Raw genomic sequence first — 19,722 nt, 5'->3', positions numbered from 1 at the left:
GCGACCAGCCGAGTCCTAGGTGTACCGCAGGCCGTGGCCGAACCGGAAGAGCGGATCGGCGGTGTCGAAGGGAACATCCGGGCGGCTGGCCACAACCGCTGCCATGCTTGAGGGCAAGTCCATCGGCAGTGATCCGAGCGGCTGCGCCTCGCCGAACAAGACGTCCAGCAAGGCATCGTCGCTGGCCCCGAAGGTCACAACGGCGGCCGCTACCTCGTTGATGAACGGCGTGAGAATTGCCGGCCGGTCGAGGAATACGTCCACGATGGCGGGTACCGCGGAAGCGACCTGAAGCACGTGCTGGACCTGCTCCGCGGGGAAATCGAGGGAGCCGGCGTGGAAGTAATTCTCAAACGCCGTAGCCCTCTGCTCGAAGGGCGCCTGCAGCCTCAGCACCGCCACGTCGGCCTCCCCCGGCGAGTCCACCACCGTCCCGTATCGGGCCGCTTCGGCCGGTTCAATACCTTCTGCATAGATCTTGATCCCGCGGGAAAGGGGCAGTGCGGGAGTCTCGCCGGAGTTGGTGAGAACGGTGACAGCGGCACGCTGCGCGGCATCCCCAGCGGCCCGGAACGCGGCGTTTCCCACCACGGAGTCCGCTGCGGCGGTGTCTACGCAAGGCTCGTCGAAGAGCCCGAGGAGGAACTTTTCGCGGAGAAGCCGTCGGGCCGAAATATCGATCCTTTCCTCGCTCACATCACCGCTGCGGACCACATCCACCAACAGTTCCGGGATCGCTTCGCCGCCGAATTGGTCCACACCGGCTTCCAAGACTTTGACCATGCGCTCCCGGACGGAAAGATGCTCCACTCCCCAAGCCCGCGCCGGGAAATGGTCGCCCATAATGTGGGAATCGCTCAGCAAGCCCCAGTCGGTGCAGACAATGCCATCGAAACCGTACCGTTCCCGCAACAAGCCCGTGATGATGCTCTTGTTGAAGCCGAAGCCGACTTCCTCGTGCTCCGTGCCCACAGGCATGCCGTAGTAGGGCATGATCTGGCTTGTCCCAGCCTCAAAGGCGGCTTCGAACGGCCTCAGGTGGTGTTCAAAGTGGTCCCCCGGGTATGACTGCTCCCGCCCATAGTCGAAGTGCGGGTCCTCGCCGTCCAGCTGCGGTCCGCCGCCGGGAAAGTGCTTGGTCATGGTGGCGACGGATCCGGGGCCCAGCTGCTTCCCCTGGAAGCCGCGAATATATGCGGCGCCAAGCCGTCCGGTGAGATCGGCGTCTTCGCCGAAAGTGCCGATCTGGCGGCACCAGCGCGGTTCGCTGGTCAGGTCGATCTGCGGGTGCAGTGCGACGCGAAGTCCGACGGCGGTGTACTCCTGGCGTGCGATGTCACCGAATTGCTCCACGAGGGTTTCGTCCCCGATGGCAGCCAACCCCAGAGGTTCGGGCCACTGCGAGAAAGGCCCGGCCATCATGGCTGTTCCCGGGTTCTCAGTAAAGGAGTGGCGCGGATCGGTGGACAGCGTCACGGGAATGCCGAGCCGGCTGGACGCCGCGAGGCCCTGAAGCCTGTTGTGCCACTCGGCCATTTGCCGGGCGGTGGGGGCTGCCCCGAAAACGTTGAAGTGCGTCATGTGCTTCCCAAGGACAAACTCCTCGGTGGACGGCGAGCCAAAGGTGGGATTCGCCTCCGCCAGCTGACCGTCTTCACCAATGGTGATCATGGTCTGGAAGAAGAGCCCTGCTTTCTCTTCCAGGGTCATTTGCCTCAGCAGCACGTCTACGCGCTCTTCGATCGGCAGGGAGGGGTCTTGGAAACAGGCGGGCCTGGCGCGCGTGGGCGCTGTGGTCTCGGTATCGGTCATGGGGTTAGCTCCTTGGTTGAGGCGTGAGGGCTGAGGGGGCAGCCTGCAGGGGCCGCACGTCCGCGTAGCCGTCGTCGATGTCGGTAGTGGGCAAGTCATACACCCGGATCTGGTGGGTTCCTGCGTCCCAGGGCATCCAGCCGGGCTGGCCGGTCCGGATGAAGGAAACTGCGGCACCGTGGACGTCGGCGGCCAAGGACGCAGGGGGTTCGGAACCGGCAATCGCGGTGACGCGCTCGGCGTCGATCAGGTCGAAAAAGAACGGCACGTCCAGGCAGTGGCCGGCCTCGCCTGTCACCGGAGACCGCCACGCGAACCTATACATCCACGTGGGGGCGGTGGAGCCGGCCCGAGCCTCGGCCACCCGCAGCGCCGGCGCGCGGAACATTGAGTCAGTCACGAATTGGCCGAGCAACTGCGCGCTGTCCAGGCCCGGTCGATCGGCGGCGTACATCCCGGCTGTCTCCGTGGAAACTCCCAGCCGGGTCAGCAGGGCCGGGTCCGGCTCTGCTGGGAGATGCGCGCCAGCACCGGCGAGCATCATGTTGAATTCGTGGTCGGTGGTACCGAGCATCAGCGCTTTGCCGGAGCCTTGGCCAGCCCTCATGGCGTCTGCGGTGCCCCGTGGAATGAGCATGCCATCCACCACGGGGGCGAATGCGAGCCCGTCATTCAGCACGCTGGCGATGTTGAGGATCGGATCGCCCTCCTGCCCCAGATGAGACAGCTGGGCCTGCAATTCAAGCACCCGTTGCTCGGGCAAAGTGGCCAGGGCCGCCCTGCTCGATTCGACGCCGCCGAGCCAGGCCAGACGACGGCCCGTTGCCTCCGCCTGCTCCAACGTCATCTCGGTGGGGACTCCGGACAGTGAGATGACCCTTTCAAACAACTCCTGGGCCCGGGGCACGGTCAGCAGAGTCAAGGCCGCACCCCCTCCGGCGGATTGGCCCGCAATGGTCACGCGGGACGGGTCGCCACCAAAAGCTGCGATGTTGTCCCGCACCCACTCCAGCGCCAGGATCCAGTCCAAGACGCCCCGGTTATGCGGGGCATCGGCGATCCACCCGAATCCGTCGAAGCCCAGGCGGTAGGAGACGCTGACGGTCACCACGCCATCGCGGTTGAAAGCTGAACCGTCGTACCAGGGGCTTGCCGGCGAGCCCGCAAAATAGCCGCCGCCGTGAATCCACACAAGGACAGGCAGGCCCCGGTCCTGGGTCTGGCCCGGGCTCGGCGTGAAGACATTCACGTTGAGGGTGGAGTCTCCGGCGACCGAGGGTTCGGGAATGATGGTTACTTCTTCCGGGCCAACGCGCTGCGGTGTTGCCCCAAACTCCAGGGCATCACGGACGCCTTCCCACGGCCGGTGCGGCACAGGAGCGGCGAAGCGCAGTGCGCCTACAGGCGGTTCAGCAAAGGGGATGCCGAGGAAAGCAGCCGAGCCCTCCCGCCAGCAGCCGCGGACGGCGCCTGCCGCCGTCGTAATTTCTAAGTAGTCTGGGGAAATCGATGGTTGGGTCATTGACGCGTATTCCTAGCGGACGGTTTTGATGGGAATGAGCACGAGGCCGGCAATGGCCGCAGAGACCATGCCTGCCATGAACAGGCTGGCGTAACCCCCAACGGAGCCGACCAGCAACCCGGCAACCACAGGGCTGAGTGCTTGCGGGATGTTGTTGGCGATGTTCAGAATGCCGAGGTCCTTGCCGGCCGCGTTGCCGCCACCGGGCAGCACCTCGGTCATGAGGGCCGTATCACAGGACATGTACAGGCCAATGCCGAACCCGTTGATGACAGACATGATGATCATTCCGGTCATGTTCGGCATGACAATCGGGAACAGGAGACCCAGCACCATGAAGACTGCCGCCGCGTAGACGAAGACTTTCCTCCTGCCGATCTTGTCGCTCCACCAGCCACCCACAGACACCGACAAGAGCGTTGATCCCAGACCAGCGAGACTCAGCAAGCCAATGGCGGCGTTGGCGTCCGGCAAGGGCAAGCCGATGTAGTCGGTCAGAATGTATAGCTGGAAAGTGATCACCAAAAAGTAGCCGAGGATGAAGAAGAACCTGGCCGCAAACGCCCACGCGAAGTCGGGATGTTTGCGGGGGCTGATCCAGAATCCGGCGAAAAACTGCTTCCAGTTGAAAGGGGTTCGTGCGGCACTGGCGCTGGGGGCATCACGGTTGAAAACAACGAAAAGCAATGAGGTCACCAGGACAGCGACGCCGAAAACGGTGTAGCCCACACCTGCGTTGCCCGCCAGGATGACCCCGGCCGTGGAACCAGCCATGGTTCCAACGCCCACCATGGCCGAGGCCATGCCGCGGCGTTCGCGGGGAAACCTGTCCGGAACGATCGCAGAGAAGGGCCCTTGGAGGGCGTTCAGTGAGACCTGGATAATGACCCAGAAAATGGCGATCCACAGGATAGAGTCCAGCCCACCGAGGCCCATCAGGAACACAGCTCCGCTCGCGGCGCCAATGAGCATCCATGGTGCGCGCCGGCCCAGCCTGCTGCGCGTGCGGTCGCTCAGGGCGCCGGCTATGGGCTGCGCGAACAAGGTGAAGATGAAGGAAACGGTGGAAATCGTAGCGAAGTTGGCCACCTTGTTGGCCTCATCAATGGCAGCGACCTGGTTGGGCAGAAGCACTGAAATGAGACCTGTGTACGTTGCGAACAGGACCATGGAGGTGATCGCCAGGGACGGCAACAGACTGCGCCGGACGGGCGCTGAGGTGACTGCGGATTCGGCGGGGACCGGTATGGCAACGGCCACTCCGGAGTCCTGTTCGGATAGGGGTTTGGACACGACTCTCCTCAGTGAGAAAGTTACGGCTTGATTGAAGAGGCTCGAAAATCGATGAGCGCTTGGGAATGAGTATGCGCTGCATCCAGACTTAATTCAATGGTTAAACTATATTTGGCCCAGGTCCCCGTAACAGTCGCTCGCGGGCTGCCCAAACCGAACAAAGGAGCATCGTGTCAGGAATCATTCCAACTCCAACCATGGTCGGTCTGGCCACCGGAAGCTATGCGCTGCCCAGAACCGTGCGCGTAGCCGTGGACGAGAGGCTCGTCGCGGCGCCCCTCGACGATGCAATGGCCCGCATCAACGAACTCACCGAGCATCAGGCCACTGCGGTGTGGGGAGGAAACGAATCGGCGGAGATCTTGATTCGCCTCGTAGACGCGGATCCGATCTTGGATGGGTTACGGTCCACCCATGGACTGAGCCCAGCTGATCGCGACCCGGCTGACGAGCGGTACGTCATCGAAGTCACCGAATCGGGCATTGAGGTTCGGGCAACCGCCGCCGAGGGCCTGGCCCGCGGGATCGCCAGCCTAACGCAACTCATCGTAGGAGGAGCCGCGGGTGAGGTCTCGATCCAGTGCCAGTGCATCGTTGACGCACCCCGCTTTGCCTGGCGAGGACTATCTGTCGATGTTGTTCGCACCTTCTTCCCGCCCACAGCCGTCAAGGCTGTGATCGACATGCTGGCGCTCTACAAGATGAACGTACTGCACCTGCACTTGACCGACAATCAGGGTTGGCGCCTCGAGATTCCCTCCCTGCCCCAGCTCACCGGGCTCGGCGCTGTGGGTGCGGTCGGCAATCGGCCCGGAGGCTTCTACTCCCCCGCAGAATTTCAGGACATTATCAATTATGCTGCCGAGCGTTTCGTCACTGTGGTGCCGGAGATCGACGTGCCAGGCCATGCAGGAGCAATCCTAAAGTCATACCCGGAGCTCCGTTCCCCCGATCAGGCCAGCCACGACTACGATCCCTCCGCCGGATACCTGGACCCGCGAATGGAATCGACCCGGGAATTCCTGAGCCAGGTCTTCACCCATCTGGCCAAGGTCATCCCCGGACCGTACCTGCACATCGGTGGAGACGAAGCCTTCGGCATGCCGGAGACGCTCTACCAAGAGTTCATTGCGCTGGTTCTGCCGCTGGTACGTGCTACGGGCAAGAAAGTCATTGGTTGGCAAGAGATTGCCAGAGGCGACCTCAGCTCAAGCGACATCATCCAGTACTGGGTCAATGGCGGCATCGACGTGCGCGAGGCACTCAACAATTTGCCCGCGGAGTTCGCCATGGGGCCCGAGATGATCGAGGCGATGGTGATCCAGTTCAAAAACGCGGGACTCGACCTCCAGAAGGCGCAGGAGCAGGGCGCCCATGTGCTCCTCTCCCCGACAACCGTCGCCTACTTCGATACCCCGCACGCCGAGACATCCATCAGCCGGGAGCAGGAACTGCGGCGCCCGGGTCTTGGCTTCCGTGCGTACCCACCAAAGTCGACGGCCGACTCCATTGCTTGGGACCCCGAAACGGTGATTCCCGAGGCCGACATGAGCGGGGTCATCGGCATCGAAGCAGCCGTCTGGTGTGAGACCGTCGAATCCGAAGCCGACCTCCACATGCTCCTGCTTCCCCGCCTCGCCGGATTTGCCGAGAAGGGCTGGTCGCCGCAAGACAGCCTGATCTGGGACGAGTATTCTCAGCGTCTCGCCGCCCAGGCGCCGCTATGGCGCCAGGCCGGCTGGCACTTCTTCGAATCCTCCCTCGTCGAGTGGAGTTGATCGTCAGGGCCAGTGAATCTATTCACTGATTAGACTAAATCCAACGCCAAAGGGTCCAGCAAAAGCCGGTCACGGGCTGCCCAAACAGCCCCAAGCAATGCCACATCCTCGCCCAGTTGCGCGGAGATGATGTTCGGCCTTTGCAGCGGCTGGCCCGCGAAGACGGGTTGATCTGACTCGAAGGCCGTCCTCACGTGCTCTGCCAATCCAGCCCAGTACCCGCCCAGCAAGATCACTTGCGGGTCCAGCGTCATGGTGAGGACATGAAGGGTCCGCGTTATCCAGGCAGTGGCGTCAGTCCAGGCAGCGGTTGCCCGCTCCTCGCCGTTGTTGATCCGATCTGTCAGCTCTGCCAGGGCCCGGGTCAAACCCTCTGCTTCCAGTAGTTCTCCGAGGCCTGCAGCAGCGAGGACGGTGTCAGGGCCCGCCACCAGGACAAGGCAGCCACGCTGCCCGCAAACACAGAGCTCTCCGCCGTGGTCAATGGGTAGGTGGCCAAATGCGCCGGCATATCCATGTGCCCCCGTCACGATCCGCCCATCGTCGATGATCGCGCCGCCGATGCCCGAATTGCTCTTCAGATACAGGACGTTCCGAACACCGTCGAGCCTGCTGTATTCGGCCCAGGCAGCAACGTCAGAGTCAGATCGAAGCCGCGTGGTCTCCGGCATCCCGGGAACCCGCTTCCGCAGCTCGCCCAGGACATCTACCATCCCCCAGTCCAAGTCGGTGTCTGCAAATACCACCGCTGGATCACCTGCGACGGGAGCAAAGACCACCACTGTCAGGTCCACCATTCGACGCCCCGCCCCCGCGGCCGCGGCCATCCCCTGGGCAAGCACTTCTGCCAGAACATCCAGCACCGGTTCAGGCTCACCCATGGGCCTCCCGTGGTGTTCAGCGATCCGGAACAGGATCTCACCTGAGACCGAAGCCACCATGGCAACGGCCTGGTCTGCGTCAAGCTGCAGGGCAAGGATGGCCACGTCGTCTGCGGCCAGTTCAAGGAGCGTCAACGGGCGGCCCTTGCCTCCACTGGCCACGGGCTGTACTTCGCGGAGGATCCCGGCATCCACAAGCAACTTGCTCAGTGCTGTCACTGCTCCCCGGGTCAGCCCCGTTCCATCCGCAATCTGACTCCGCGAACTGGGGCCTTGGGCCACGAGATACCCGGCCAGAAGACCAAGGTTGTGCCTGCGCACATCTCCGCTGACCAGAGAGTTTGCGGATTCAAAGCCCGGACCGCCGGGTCCCTGTGCGTGGTTGACCATGAAGCTAGCCTGCCACAGGATCCACATGCCCGCTGAGCCCAACTGTGTAGCAGATCCGGGCCGTTTTGAGACGTCAAAACGGCCCTGATCTGCTACTTAGTTGGGTTGGGGTCAGCCGATCAGGCGCGCCGCCCCCGTCTCCACTGCGGACGCCGGGAAACCGTTCTTCACCAGGATCTTCTCCAACGTGCCATCCTTGCGGAGGCTATCAACGTAAGAGTTCAAAGCTGCCAGCAATGCGGCGTTGTCCTTGGTCACCGGGAAGCAGGTCTGCGGCGGTTCGAGGGAGGCCTTGATGGCGCTGTCCGGCTCCAGGACTTCGACCCTCAGCCCGTTGCTGTTGTTGTGCGCCTCACCGAAACCGTCAATTCCGACGTCGATTCGGCCCGACTTCAGGTCCTGGAACAGGTCAACGGGGGCCTTGTACAGCTGAAGGTCTCCGCCGAGGTAGTTCTTGGCGTCGTCAACCCACACGTTGCCGTTCACGGTGCCCACCTTCTTGCCCTTCAGGTCGGACACCTTGTTGAGTCCGTCCTTGGAGATCAACACCATTTGATCGGTGTAGATCGGCTCGGTCAAAGCCAGGATCTCAGCGCGGGCGGCAGAGCGCCACCAACCACCTGTGGCGACATCAGCGCGTCCGCCCTGGACCGTGGGGATAACAGCCGCAGCTGCAGCGGACACAGAGGTGATGTCCAGGCACTCTTTCTCCGCAAAGCCCATGAGGATGTCGCCATCGACACCCCCGAGCTCATTCCCCTTGAAGGTGACGTATGGCGGCGCCTCGTACACAGCCACCGTCAGGTTGCCCTTCTTGAGGGTGTCGAATTGGGATGCGGGCTTGCAGTCGGTGGCCACCTTGGTTCCCGAGGCTTCCGTGCTTCCGCCACAACCGCTGAGGGCTGCGGCCAGCGTCAGGGCGGCCACGGCCGATGCGATCATTCGTAGTTTCATGCTGGTTCCTTTGCCTAATTGGCGCGTCAACGGTGACGCGCCAAACGATGCTCAACGAAGTTGCTCAGGGAACTCGCGGGGATGGTGATCAGTGCGTACATCAGGCCCGCGAGGGTAAGGATGCTCAAATAACGGAACGTAATGGAGCCGATGGAGTAGGCCTGGCTCATCAGTTCCGGCATGGCAATGGTGTAGGCCAGGGAGGTCGCCTGGAACACCATGATCGCGAACCCCATGAGCGGCGGGATGGCGATTCTGACTCCTTGCGGAATCACAACAAAACGGAGGATGTCGCGGCGTGCCATCCCGAGCGCATGTGCTGCTTCCACCTCGCCGGACGGCACAGCCTGCAGCCCGCCTCGGAGGATCTCGCTGGTGTAGGCGGCCGTGGTGAAGGCGAGCGCCAGGGACGCGGCGACAAAGGACGTGAGGGTCATGCCTGCTGACGGAAGTCCAAAGTAGAACAACTGAAGCACCACCAGCGCCGGAGTTCCACGGCCAATCTCGATCACGCCGATGGTGATGACACGGAGGACCTTGTTCCCGGAACCCGCGCCGAGGGCCAGGACGAGTCCAGCGGGCAGACCCATCAGGAGCGTCACCAGGGTCAGTTGGAGGCTGACCCCCAGGCCGCTGAGCAGGTCCGGGAAGTAGTCCACCCAATCGTTGAAGAATGTCATCGCGCAACCCGCTTCCGGAGCTTGCTGTCCAACCACCGGGTGGCCCAGGCACAGGGAATGGTCATGGCTACATACAGGCCGGCCGCGTAGAGGAACGGCACGATCGCGTCACCGCTGACCGTGGATTCGTGGCTTGCCCAGTAGATGGTGTCCTGCACGCCGATCACCGAAGCCACAGAGGAGTCCTTCAACAGGCCAATGGCGAAGGTAGCTGCCGCCGGAATCGAGACGCGAAGAACCTGTGGGCCTATGATCGTGGCCAGCGTCGCAGCGCGCGAGAGGCCCAGCGCATCGCTGGCTTCCCACTGCCCCTCGTGGATGGCGGTCAATCCGCCACGGTAGATCTCCGCCATGTAGGCCGAAGCCACCAGGCCGAAACCGATGACGGCGGCCGCGAACGAACTCAGCTCGATCACCCCGGTTCCGATGCCGAAGTAGATGATGAACAACCACGCCAACGGCGGGATGCCACGGAGCAATTCGATCACCGAACGGGCCACGAACCGCACCACCACAAAGCGGGAGCGGCGGGCCAAGGCCAACGGAATTCCTCCGACGGCTCCAAGCACGAACGATGAGAGGGTCAGCAAGAGCGTCATGGAGACGCCCTGCGCCACCACTGACAGGGCTTCCATCTCAGCGCTCCAAAACAGCGCGCAGGAATTTACGCGTTCGGTCCATGGCCGGGGCAGTGAAGACGTCCGCAGGATCGCCTTCCTCCAGGATGGCCCCTTCTGCCATTACCACCACGCGGTCCGAAACGTCCCGAGCGAATTGCATCTCGTGGGTAACAACCACCATGGTCATGCCCTCAGCGGCGAGCTCTCGCATGACTGCCAGAACCTCCAACCCCACCTCGGGATCCAATGCCGACGTAGGCTCGTCGAAAAGCATGACCCTGGGCTCCAAGGCGAGCGCCCGGGCGATGGCGATGCGCTGCTGCTGGCCACCCGAGCATCGGCTGGGATATTGCTGGGCTTTGTCCGCAAGTCCTACCCGCTCCAGCAATGCCAGCGAGCGGGCGTCTGCTTCCTGCCGGGTCCGGCCCAGAACGCGTTCCTGGGGAAGCGAGATGTTCCGAAGCACCGTCATGTGCGGGAAGAGGTTGAAGGATTGGAACACCATGCCGACGTTGCGGCGGAGTCGGACCAAGTCCTTATGGCTGATCGCGGTTCCGGCATCCACGTGGTTGCCTTCCACCGTGACCCTGCCGCTGTCCGGGACTTCCAGGAGGTTGATGCACCTGAGCAGCGTGCTCTTGCCGGCGCCGCTGGGGCCGATGATGGCGATCACCTCACCTTCCCGGACGGACAATGACACGTCGTTGATCACGGTGTGATCTCCGTACCGTTTCACCACTGATTCCAGCGATATGGCGGTCCGGTCCTGCCCGGTGTCTTCCTGCATGACTAACTCGTTCCTGACTTGTGTCATTGGCTCAAGGTGGCGCTGGCCGAGGCCGCTGCCGGACCGGCGTCGAAACCCTTACCCAGCGCGTTCAGCGCGAAGGAGGCGACGTCGAGGATCGGCGCATCGGTGTACTTACGGATTTCCTGGCGGAATTCGGGCAACAGGGTGCACTCAAGGACCAGGACGCCGACGTCGGCGAAGCGCCCGCCTGGGCCGAACTCGCGTTTGGCCACGGCCGCTACGCCTTCCTTCAGCAAGGCCTGGTCCCAGCCGTTGCCCAAGGCGTGGTCGTTGGTCAGCATGGTGGACCAACCAGGCTCGCCTTCCATGCCGGCAATGACAATCCGGGAAGACAGCACGTGGTCGCCCAGGAGTTTGGTGGCGAGTTCTTCCGAAACGGTGAGGATGCCGATGTCGCGGTTGGTCAGAATGGACGCAATCGGCAGAAGGTCAAGACCGCTGGTGATCACGTTGGCTGTTTGGCGCATGTCCTTGCGGGCGTAGAAGAAGAAGCCGCAGTCGGTGATGACCAAGGGGCAGTGGGCCAGCTTTTCGCTGGCGGCCCAGAACGCTTCCACGGCCTCCGGCTCACCGTTGACCAGCGGTTCCACGCGGGCTCCCCGGGCCACTGCGTAGGCAACGGGAAGGCCCTGCCAACTGGCCGGGTTCTCGAAGAAGCCCACCGGGTTGTTGCTGATGCCCGGCGCATCCGGGGTGAGGCACTCCACGTAATCGACAGGGTAGGAGTCGAGGTCGCAGAGGATGACTCCAAGCTGGGGCTTGATGCTAGTCATTCGACTCGCCCGCAGGGGTGCCGTTGAGCGCCGCGGGAGTACCGCCGTCGAACGCTTCAACGCGGTTGGCCGCGCTGCCGACGATAGCGACGGCGTTGACTTCCACGCGGATGCCGGGAAGGTTGAGTTCCTCGCCGATCAGGATGCCGGTGGCGGTGGGGCCGGGGGCGGGGAAGTAGCTGAAGCGGATGTCGTAGGTGCGCTGCCATTCTTCGTAGCTGAGTTCACCGGCGTAGAAGGTGTTGAACTGGACCACATCGCCCATGGTTCCGCCCAGGTTTTCGATAACCCGCTTCAGCGATTCCATGACGGACTTGCACTGGGCCACGATGTCGCCGGGGTTGTTGACGTTGCCGTCCGCGTCGAGGTCCTCCTGGCCGCCCACGTAGATCATGTCCCCCACACGGATGCCGTGGCTGTGGTTGATCTTGAAGTGGCCCGGCACCTGCCAGTGTCCTGGAACCTCTGCGAAGCGTCGTTCGAGGGTGGTCATTTTTCGTTCTCCTTTTGTGGTGATCGTCACTAATCACTACAAGCATGGAACGAAAAACAGGGGTTTGACCGGCCAGCAGAGCGATGTTTGCTGGCGCTGCCGCAAGAGATTCTTTGACTGCCGTTGAGCCCCCGCCTCAACCCACGACGGCGGCACGCGGCAGAGCGCGCGACGGCGGGAGAGTTTTGGGGAACATGCCAAAAGGTGACTAAAAATAGTAACCTTTTGGCATGACTAAGGTTAGCGAACTACGGGAATTCGGAATGGACAGCGGAGGATTCGTGGATACCGAGGCCGCTGTCGCCGTAGGTATGGACCCGAAGTCACTGTCCCGCATGGCCCTGCGCGGACGCCTGACACGAGAGCTTCAGGGCATTTATCGCTTTCCCGAGGTCCCGGTAGATGAGACGACTGAATACCGGCTCGCCTTACTCTGGGCCGGACCGCAAGCCGTCATCGACTCCGAGAGCGTGCTGGTCCTGCTTGGGCTTTGCGACGTGAATCCACGGGAACTGCACGTAGCCGTCCCTCCAGGGGTCCGGGTCCGGCGCAAGGGGAAGGAGCATTACCGCCTTCACCGAGGGAAATTCGACGTTGAGTATCACCGGGGTCTACCGATGGTCTCCGTCCATCAAGCCATCAGCCGGGCTTTGGATCACGGCTTGCGGCACGAACTGGCCCGCCAGGCGATCCGGACCGCGTCCCGCAGGGATTTAATATTGGACTCCGAGGCGTTGGAGCTGCACCGGCATTACGAAATTGGGGGAACGGGGATTTGAAGTACGGGAGCCTGGAGGCGCGAATCAAGCCCGCTAAGACCGCTTCCTCCCTATTGGCAGGCATACGCAATGTGGATACCGGAGAACCAGAGCAAGTAACCACCTGGACCATCGCAGCGAGTGTCCTTCTGGCCGCTCTGCAACGCCAAACGGACACGGATGGTCTGCCAATGGTCCGGCTCAAAGGCGGCGCATACCTTGAGTGGTCGCTGCATCCCGCCGCGCGGGCAACCCAGGACGTCGATACTTTCTTCACTGCGGAGGCTGAACGCTTCGACACGTTTCTCCAGGAAACCCTGGCAGCACCTCTTGGCGATTTCTCGTTTATCGTCAAGTCCCGGGTGGGAGAGATTGATGTTGCCCTGGCGGCCGTAAACCCACGCCGACACGAGATCCAAGTGGTCTTCGCGAGGAAGCTCTTGCGCAAAATCAAGTCGCCCAGAAAGTTCACGCTTGCACCGGCCCCGGCCATGATGACAGGGAACGCGACGTCCTGGATATCTTGCTGCTCAAACGCCATGTCTTCGACGCCGGACGGAAGACCGACGGCTTGGATCGGGCGTGCCAAGACGTCTTCGACACAAGGGCCATCAACGGGGCCATCAACGGTATCGAAACCAAGACGTGGCCCACGGAAATAGTTGTGCATCGGAGCTGGGGCACGGACTTCACCAAACTGGCTGACGATTTGGGGATCGACATCGATCTTGCAACTGCGGTCCGGGAAGTCAACGATTGGCTCCTCCACCTCCGACCGTGACTTTCTCGCCACTTGGGTCGCTGGCAGCCGAATGCTGTGGCCGACGGCGGCACGCGGCTCACGCGGCGGCGGCACCCAGGAGGCTGTGGATTTCATCCAGGACGGCCTTCACGATGGGCCGTTTTGCGTCGCTGCTCCTGGTCACGGTGAGCACCCGGCGTTGAATGCGCGGCTTGTCGAAGGCATGGATACCAACAGGCGCCACCGTGTTGTCGATGGAGAGCGGGGGAAGCAAGGAGATCCCACGGCCCCTGGAGATCGACTCAACCAACAACAGGAGATCGTCCACGATCCACCGGATGTTGGGCTCGAATCCCTCGTTGCGGCACGCGTATCGGACCGCCTGCCCACAAGCACCGACCTCCGGCGTCAGGACCCAATCGGCGTTCTTGAGATCGGTCAACTTCAGTCGCGGCGGCACCACATAGTCAGGCGGGGTGACCAGAACCAGCGGCTCGCTCATGACTTCCCTGGTGACCAAGTAGTCCGGAAAGGCCATGGGCACATTGTCGTAGAGGTCCACGATCGCGATATCCAAGGCACCGTTCAGCAGTTGCTCGATGCTGTCCACTGGTTCCACCACGTTAACGGTCAGCTCGACGTCGGGAACGGTCGCCTCGAGCTTTTCGGCGACCGGGAGCAGCACCGTCCGGGCAAGGGAAGGGATGGACCCTATGCGTACCCTGCCGGCGAGTTCGCCGCTGAGCTGGTCCATCTCTGCCCGGGTAACTTCCAGTAGCCGGACCACCGCCCGCGCGTGCTCCACCAGGATTTCACCGGCACCTGTCAGACCAACACCACGTGATGAGCGGTCCAGGAGCTGGACTCCGGTCTCCCGCTCCAGGATGCTGATCTGCTGGGAAACAGCGGACGACGTGATGCCCAGAACGCGTGCGGCACCGGCCAATGATCCTTGCCGTGCAACCTCACTGAGGAGGCGCAGTCGCGATACATCCGGGAGGGGTTTTTCGGTCATGGTCACATTGTTGCATGATTAGCTATGCTTAAGACGAAGGCGGATGTATCTTAAGTTAAACAACACGCCACCTACGGAACGACGAAGTTCCGAAAATGGCCCCAACACTTCCCAACGTGAAAGGACGCCACGTGGTCACCGTGGAAACGCACCCTCCCCTTACCGGCATCCTCGGCGCCCCCGAATCCGTGGCCCGGAACATCACAGGCACTATCGAAGACCTGAGCACAGACCTCCAGGAGCTCAGCCACGGCATCCATGGAATCGCCGAGGTCGGCTTTGAAGAGCGCCTCTCGGTCGCCTTCGCCGCAGAGTTCCTCCGGTACAGGGGTTATCCGGTCCAAGTGGGCCGCTATGGACTCCGCACCTCCCTCCGCGCCGAGGCAGGTTCCGGCTCGCCCAAGGTAGCCGTCCTCGCCGAATACGACGCCCTCCCCGGCGTGGGCCACGGCTGCGGCCACAATGTGATCTGCGCTGCGGCCGTCGGAGCCTTCCTGGGCGTAGCCGCCCAGGTGCAGGAACTCGGCGGATCCGTGGTGCTCATCGGCACGCCGGCCGAAGAAAACGGCAACGGCAAGGAACTCCTGGCCCGCGCCGGAGCTTTTGACGACATCGACGCCGTGGTGATGCTGCATCCGTTCACGGGCGAATACGAGGTAGCGTCGTTCGCTTCATTGGCGGTCCGGGACGTCGAGGTGACCTTCCACGGCGTCGCCGCCCACGCCTCCTCCGCACCGCACATGGGCCGCAACGCGCTCGACGCCGTGGTCGCCGCGTACCAGGGAATCGCGGCCCTCCGCCAGCACATTCCTGCGACGGACCGCCTTCACTGCCTCATCACCGAGGGAGGCACCGCGGTGAACGTCGTACCGCACCTGGCGAGCGCCGTCGTCGAAATACGTTCCCTGGACCCGGACGGCCTGATCGACATTTCGCAGAAGGTCCAGAACATCCTGGAGGGTGCGGCCCTCATGACCGGAACGCGGCTGGAAACACATTGGGACCCCTTCCCCGCCTATCTTCCCGTGCGCAGCAACAATGCGCTGGCCGCCCGGTACCACGCCCACATGTCCGCGCGCGGCAGAACCATCACCTTGGAGACCGAACTGGTCGGTGGCGGCTGGTCTACGGATCTGGGAAACCTCAGCCTCCGGATCCCGTCCATCCACCCGACCGTGAGCATCTCCCGTGCTACCGCGGTGATGCATACGGTGGAGTTCGGCCAACACTCCATCAGCCCCGCTGGTGACGCCGCCGTGGTGGACGGTGCGGTAGGGCTCGCGCTCACCGTGGCCGACTACCTGGCCGACGCCCGGCTGCGGGAGCAGGTTCGCCTGGACTTCGAGGCCGCGGGCGGAGCCGTTGACGTGGAGCGGTTGCTCACGCCGCCTGCCGGGGAGTAGCCACGGCCATGCTGAATCCCGTCCATTTGCGCACATTGTCCGTAGTCCTCCGGACAGGTTCTTTCGCCGATGCCGCACGCGAAATCGGCTACACGGGCTCCGCTGTTTCGCAGCAGGTAGCCGCTTTGGAACGCGCCGTCCAGGCACCGTTGGTGGAGCGTGACGCCCAGAGTATCCGCCCCACGGAGGCGGCAAAGTTCCTGGCTGCCAGGGCCAACGACATCATCAATGCCCTTGGCGCACTGGAAGACGACATGAAGGGCTTCAGCAAGGGCGACTACGGGCTGCTGCGGCTGGGGAGCTTCAGTACGGCCAGCCAGCGGCTGCTTCCCAGCGGACTCGCCTCCTACCTGCGAAAGCATCCGAACTCGTCCGTGGAATTGGAGGAGAGCAGTCCTGCCGGCCTGGCGGCTATGATCCGGGACTCCACGCTGGATGTCGCGGTGGTCTACCACTACGATCTTGTCCCCCAGAAATGGCCATCGAACGTTGTCGCCACACCGCTCCTGGCCGAGGACTTGGTGCTCCTGCTGCCCGAGGCCCACCGGCTGGCCGGGGCCGACTCCATCACCCTGCAGGACCTGTCAGAAGAAGCCTGGGTCTCCACCAAGGAGGACTCATCCGGCGACGCCTGCCTCAGGCACTTGTGCGCCAGCGGAGGTTTCATGCCACGCATCGCCGTCCGCAGCAACAACTACGACGCCATCCGCGGCATGGTCCGTTCAGGGCTGGGCATTGCGCTGGTTCCAGCGCTGGACCATGTGTCCACGGACAAGACGATTGCCACCAGCATCAGCGGATGCACCGCCCGGCGATATGTTTCGACGCTGCGGCAGAAGTCGCAGGCGGGAATCTCCATCACCAGCATCCTGAACTGCTTGGGGCGCTCGGCCGACAAGCTGGCATGCTCGGCCCCCGGGCTCGTCCGCCAGACGAAGCAGCCGGACGCCCTGGCGCCGGTCGAATACCTGGCCGGCCTCCGCGCGTCGTAATTCATCCCAACTGGCTGGCATTAGTGGTTGTTCTGACGCCCCAAAACAACCACAAATGCCAGTTAGTTGGGTGAGTCGGCTTAGTTCGGTGAGCCGGCTGTGCTTTGCCGCACCACGAGCTCGGGCGTGAAGACCACGGCCCTGTGCTTGGTTCCGCCACTCTCCTGCTCCTCGGCGAGCAATTCAATCGCTGTCCGACCCAGCGCTTCGGTGGGCTGGCGGATGGAGGACAAAGGCACGACGGCGGAGATCGCGAAGTCGATGTCGTCATACCCGATGAGTGCGATGTCCTCCGGGATCCGGACGGTCCGCAGCATGGTCAGCGACTGCATGACGCCAAGGGCCAGGAGGTCGTTGGAGCTGAAGATGGCTTCGGGCCTTTCTTCCGGCGAACGCTCCACCAGCTTGTTGCCCACTTGCCGACCGGCCAAGACTGTCTGCCCGGCGGAGTCGAGGACCTCGAGGGCGGCGCCGGGAACTTCGGCAACTGCACGCTGCGCGCCCTTGAGTCGGTGCGCCACCTGGCGGATCGAAGGGGTGCCAACGAAAGCCAGACGACGGCGGCCCGTGTCCAGCAGGTGCTTGGCGGCCAGGTATCCCCCGGCGTCGTCATCAACGGAGACCGAACTGCAGCGATCCTCATCTGCGAGTTGGTCCACGAGCACTGTGGGGACGCCACGTTCACGAAGGGTGTCGATCCGTTCGGTCACATCGCCTACGGGCGAAATGAGCAGGCCTTGAACACGCTGTTCCTGGAACAGGTCCATGTAGTGCGCCTCGCGGGAGGTGTCCTGCCCGCTGTCCCCCACCAGCACCACGCTGCCCAACGCAGCGGCGGCATCCTCAGCAGCACGGGCCACGGAGGAGAAGAAGGGGTTTCCGACGTCCAGCACGATGAGGCCGATGGTCCTGCTCTGGCCAGCACGGAGCTGGCGGGCAGCATCGTTGCGCACGAAGCCGAGTTCGGCGATGGATTGGAGGACGCGTTCCTTGGTCCGCTGCGAAACGCGGTCCGGGTAATTCAGTACGTTGGAAACAGTCCCCACGGCTACCTGGGCATGGGTGGCAACGTCTTTGATGCTTGCTGTCTGCGACATGCTTTCCGATCTCCGTTGGCTGACGTCAATGTGCTGGAAACGCCTTGACACCCTCCCGTTTCCGAGGGTAATTTGAATCGTAACAAATGAAACGATTCAAAGACGAGTAACACTGGAGATCCGCACATGAGGGTTTGTTTCCGCTCTTCAGTCCAGCCGGAACTGATGGCCGAGTACAAGCAACGCCACGCCGCAGTATGGCCGGAAATGCTGACAGCACTGAAGGACGCAGGGTGGAACAACTATTCACTGTTCCTCGCTCCTGACGGCCAGCTGATCGGCTACTTGGAGTGCGAAGACTACGCAGCCGCGCAGGCCCGCATGGCCCTGACGGACGTCAACGCACGCTGGCAGGCCGAGATGGCCACCCTGTTCGCGAACAGCGACCTCCCGCCAGACCAGGGCTTCGAACTCGTCGAGGAAGTTTTCAACCTTGAGGACCAACTGACCGCCGCGGGCACCGTCACGGACGCCGCAGCCATACCACTTAAAGACACAGCCGCCAACGAGTACCCAAAGGAACAAGCATGAACACCACAGAATCGGCCCTGGGCCGTCTCGGGGAACTGGCCATTGAAGTGCCGTCCTGGGCCTACGGAAACTCCGGGACCCGGTTCAAGGTTTTCGGCACCCCGGGCACACCGCGCACCGTCCAGGAAAAGATCGCCGACGCCGCCAAGGTCCACGAGCTCACCGGCTTGGCCCCCACGGTTGCCCTGCACATCCCGTGGGACAAGGTGGATGACTACGCCGCCCTCCGCGAATACGCTGCGGGCCTTGGCGTTGGGCTGGGGACCATCAACTCCAACACGTTCCAGGATGACGAGTACAAGTTCGGTTCCCTGACCTCGTCCAACGAGTCCGTGCGCCGCCGCGCGATCGACCACCACCTGGAGTGCATCGAGATCATGCATGCCACCGGGTCCAAGGACTTGAAGATCTGGCTCGCTGACGGCACCAACTACCCGGGCCAGGACGACATCCGCGGCCGCCAGGACCGCCTGGCGGAGTCCCTCCAGGAAATCTACGCGGGCCTGGGCGATGAGCAGCGCCTGGTCCTTGAGTACAAGTTCTTCGAGCCGGCTTTTTATCACACCGATGTTCCGGACTGGGGCACGTCCTACGCCCAGACCCTGGCCCTCGGCGAGAAGGCCTTTGTCTGCCTGGACACCGGCCACCACGCCCCGGGCACCAACATCGAGTTCATCGTGATGCAGCTCCTGCGCCTGGGCAAGCTGGGTTCGTTCGACTTCAACTCCCGCTTCTACGCCGATGACGACCTGATTGTTGGCGCAGCCGATCCGTTCCAACTGTTCCGCATCATGCACGAGGTCATCCGCGGCGGCGGTTTCGGCAAGTCGTCAGGAAAAGAGTCCGGCGTCGCGCTGATGCTGGACCAGTGCCACAACCTGGAAGAGAAGATCCCGGGCCAGATCCGCTCGGTGCTGAACGTCCAGGAAATGACGGCCCGCGCCCTGCTCGTGGACACCGCCGCCCTCAGCGAAGCCCAGCGTGCCGGGGATGTCCTGACCGCCAACGGCATCTTCAACGATGCCTTCTACACCGATGTCCGCCCGGTCCTGGCCGAGTGGCGCGAATCCCGCGGCCTGCCCGCCGACCCGATGGCCGCCTACAAAGCCAGCGGATACCAGAAGAAGATCAACGAGGACCGCGCAGGCGGCCAGCAAGCCGGATGGGGCGCCTAAAA

The 19,722-nt window shown here is 63.0% G+C and carries 20 protein-coding genes; 7 read left to right on the top strand and 13 right to left on the bottom strand.

Annotated features, from left to right (window positions below):
• Positions 1–15 precede the first annotated feature (15 nt).
• The 3 genes from ACFRJ9_RS22665 to ACFRJ9_RS22655 are packed head-to-tail and all read right to left on the bottom strand — an operon-like array spanning position 16 to position 4,627.
• On the bottom strand, positions 16–1,812 hold the full coding sequence (locus ACFRJ9_RS22665) for a glycoside hydrolase family 3 protein (RefSeq protein WP_377672842.1): 1,797 nt from the start codon (positions 1,810–1,812) through the stop codon (positions 16–18).
• A 4-nt stretch (positions 1,813–1,816) separates the two neighbouring features.
• Positions 1,817–3,334, bottom strand: a complete 1,518-nt coding sequence (locus ACFRJ9_RS22660; protein ID WP_377672841.1) for a carboxylesterase/lipase family protein — start codon at positions 3,332–3,334, stop codon at positions 1,817–1,819.
• Positions 3,335–3,346: 12 nt separating this feature from the next.
• On the bottom strand, positions 3,347–4,627 hold the full coding sequence (locus ACFRJ9_RS22655) for an MFS transporter (RefSeq protein WP_377672839.1): 1,281 nt from the start codon (positions 4,625–4,627) through the stop codon (positions 3,347–3,349).
• 170 nt (positions 4,628–4,797) lie between these two features.
• On the opposite strand from ACFRJ9_RS22655, the gene ACFRJ9_RS22650 reads away from it, so the two are divergent.
• Positions 4,798–6,405, top strand: a complete 1,608-nt coding sequence (locus ACFRJ9_RS22650) for a family 20 glycosylhydrolase (RefSeq protein WP_377672836.1) — start codon at positions 4,798–4,800, stop codon at positions 6,403–6,405.
• Between the two features lie 29 nt (positions 6,406–6,434).
• On the opposite strand, the gene ACFRJ9_RS22645 is transcribed toward ACFRJ9_RS22650, so the two are convergent.
• The 7 genes from ACFRJ9_RS22645 to ACFRJ9_RS22615 form a co-directional block, all read right to left on the bottom strand.
• Positions 6,435–7,676, bottom strand: coding sequence for an ROK family protein (locus tag ACFRJ9_RS22645; protein WP_377672834.1), 1,242 nt, complete (start codon positions 7,674–7,676; stop codon positions 6,435–6,437).
• 111 nt (positions 7,677–7,787) lie between these two features.
• Positions 7,788–8,630: a substrate-binding periplasmic protein gene (locus ACFRJ9_RS22640; protein WP_377672832.1), complete on the bottom strand. Its 843-nt coding sequence runs from the start codon at positions 8,628–8,630 to the stop codon at positions 7,788–7,790.
• 26 nt (positions 8,631–8,656) lie between these two features.
• The gene (locus ACFRJ9_RS22635) at positions 8,657–9,310 is read right to left on the bottom strand and encodes an amino acid ABC transporter permease (RefSeq protein WP_377672829.1); all 654 of its coding nucleotides are present in this window, start codon (positions 9,308–9,310) and stop codon (positions 8,657–8,659) included.
• The gene (locus ACFRJ9_RS22630; protein WP_377672827.1) at positions 9,307–9,945 is read right to left on the bottom strand and encodes an amino acid ABC transporter permease; all 639 of its coding nucleotides are present in this window, start codon (positions 9,943–9,945) and stop codon (positions 9,307–9,309) included. Before ACFRJ9_RS22630 ends, ACFRJ9_RS22635 begins: the two co-directional genes overlap by 4 nt.
• Before the next feature lies 1 nt (position 9,946).
• Complete coding sequence (locus ACFRJ9_RS22625) at positions 9,947–10,717, bottom strand: amino acid ABC transporter ATP-binding protein (protein WP_377672824.1); 771 nt, start codon at positions 10,715–10,717, stop codon at positions 9,947–9,949.
• Between the two features lie 23 nt (positions 10,718–10,740).
• Positions 10,741–11,514, bottom strand: coding sequence for a hypothetical protein (locus ACFRJ9_RS22620; protein WP_377672822.1), 774 nt, complete (start codon positions 11,512–11,514; stop codon positions 10,741–10,743).
• Entirely contained in the window at positions 11,507–12,007 is a 501-nt protein-coding gene (locus ACFRJ9_RS22615) for a Rid family hydrolase (RefSeq protein ID WP_377672819.1), read from the bottom strand. The genes ACFRJ9_RS22620 and ACFRJ9_RS22615 overlap by 8 nt, the downstream gene beginning before the upstream one ends.
• Positions 12,008–12,237: 230 nt before the next feature.
• Between ACFRJ9_RS22615 and ACFRJ9_RS22610 the strand changes: the two genes are divergently transcribed.
• Positions 12,238–12,786: a type IV toxin-antitoxin system AbiEi family antitoxin domain-containing protein gene (locus tag ACFRJ9_RS22610; RefSeq protein ID WP_377672816.1), complete on the top strand. Its 549-nt coding sequence runs from the start codon at positions 12,238–12,240 to the stop codon at positions 12,784–12,786.
• A gap of 50 nt (positions 12,787–12,836) precedes the next feature.
• Here ACFRJ9_RS22610 and ACFRJ9_RS22605 read toward each other — a convergent pair whose 3' ends face one another.
• Positions 12,837–13,184, bottom strand: coding sequence for a hypothetical protein (locus tag ACFRJ9_RS22605; RefSeq protein ID WP_377672813.1), 348 nt, complete (start codon positions 13,182–13,184; stop codon positions 12,837–12,839).
• Between the two features lie 104 nt (positions 13,185–13,288).
• On the opposite strand from ACFRJ9_RS22605, the gene ACFRJ9_RS22600 reads away from it, so the two are divergent.
• Positions 13,289–13,546 (top strand): hypothetical protein, encoded by a 258-nt coding sequence (locus ACFRJ9_RS22600; protein WP_377672811.1) that lies wholly within the window; start codon positions 13,289–13,291, stop codon positions 13,544–13,546.
• Between the two features lie 58 nt (positions 13,547–13,604).
• On the opposite strand, the gene ACFRJ9_RS22595 is transcribed toward ACFRJ9_RS22600, so the two are convergent.
• Positions 13,605–14,522, bottom strand: coding sequence for a LysR family transcriptional regulator (locus ACFRJ9_RS22595; RefSeq protein ID WP_377672808.1), 918 nt, complete (start codon positions 14,520–14,522; stop codon positions 13,605–13,607).
• 116 nt (positions 14,523–14,638) lie between these two features.
• Between ACFRJ9_RS22595 and ACFRJ9_RS22590 the strand changes: the two genes are divergently transcribed.
• Both ACFRJ9_RS22590 and ACFRJ9_RS22585 read left to right on the top strand, forming a co-directional pair.
• The gene (locus tag ACFRJ9_RS22590) at positions 14,639–15,925 is read left to right on the top strand and encodes an amidohydrolase (protein WP_377672805.1); all 1,287 of its coding nucleotides are present in this window, start codon (positions 14,639–14,641) and stop codon (positions 15,923–15,925) included.
• An 8-nt stretch (positions 15,926–15,933) separates the two neighbouring features.
• Complete coding sequence (locus ACFRJ9_RS22585) at positions 15,934–16,917, top strand: LysR family transcriptional regulator (RefSeq protein WP_377672803.1); 984 nt, start codon at positions 15,934–15,936, stop codon at positions 16,915–16,917.
• An 80-nt stretch (positions 16,918–16,997) separates the two neighbouring features.
• Here ACFRJ9_RS22585 and ACFRJ9_RS22580 read toward each other — a convergent pair whose 3' ends face one another.
• Complete coding sequence (locus ACFRJ9_RS22580; RefSeq protein ID WP_377672801.1) at positions 16,998–18,014, bottom strand: LacI family DNA-binding transcriptional regulator; 1,017 nt, start codon at positions 18,012–18,014, stop codon at positions 16,998–17,000.
• 126 nt (positions 18,015–18,140) lie between these two features.
• Here ACFRJ9_RS22580 and ACFRJ9_RS22575 point away from each other — a divergent pair, with 126 nt between their 5' ends.
• Entirely contained in the window at positions 18,141–18,545 is a 405-nt protein-coding gene (locus ACFRJ9_RS22575) for an L-rhamnose mutarotase (protein WP_377672798.1), read from the top strand.
• Positions 18,542–19,720: an L-rhamnose isomerase gene (gene rhaI / locus ACFRJ9_RS22570; protein WP_377672796.1), complete on the top strand. Its 1,179-nt coding sequence runs from the start codon at positions 18,542–18,544 to the stop codon at positions 19,718–19,720. The genes ACFRJ9_RS22575 and rhaI overlap by 4 nt, the downstream gene beginning before the upstream one ends.
• The last annotated feature ends 2 nt before the right edge of the window (positions 19,721–19,722 follow it).

Origin of the sequence: Paenarthrobacter sp. NPDC056912 (assembly GCF_042786555.1) — a bacterium.
Classification (GTDB): Bacteria; Actinomycetota; Actinomycetes; order Actinomycetales; family Micrococcaceae; genus Arthrobacter.
The sequence above is the reverse complement of the archived record's forward strand: the minus strand, read 5'-3'. Positions and strand labels throughout refer to the sequence as shown.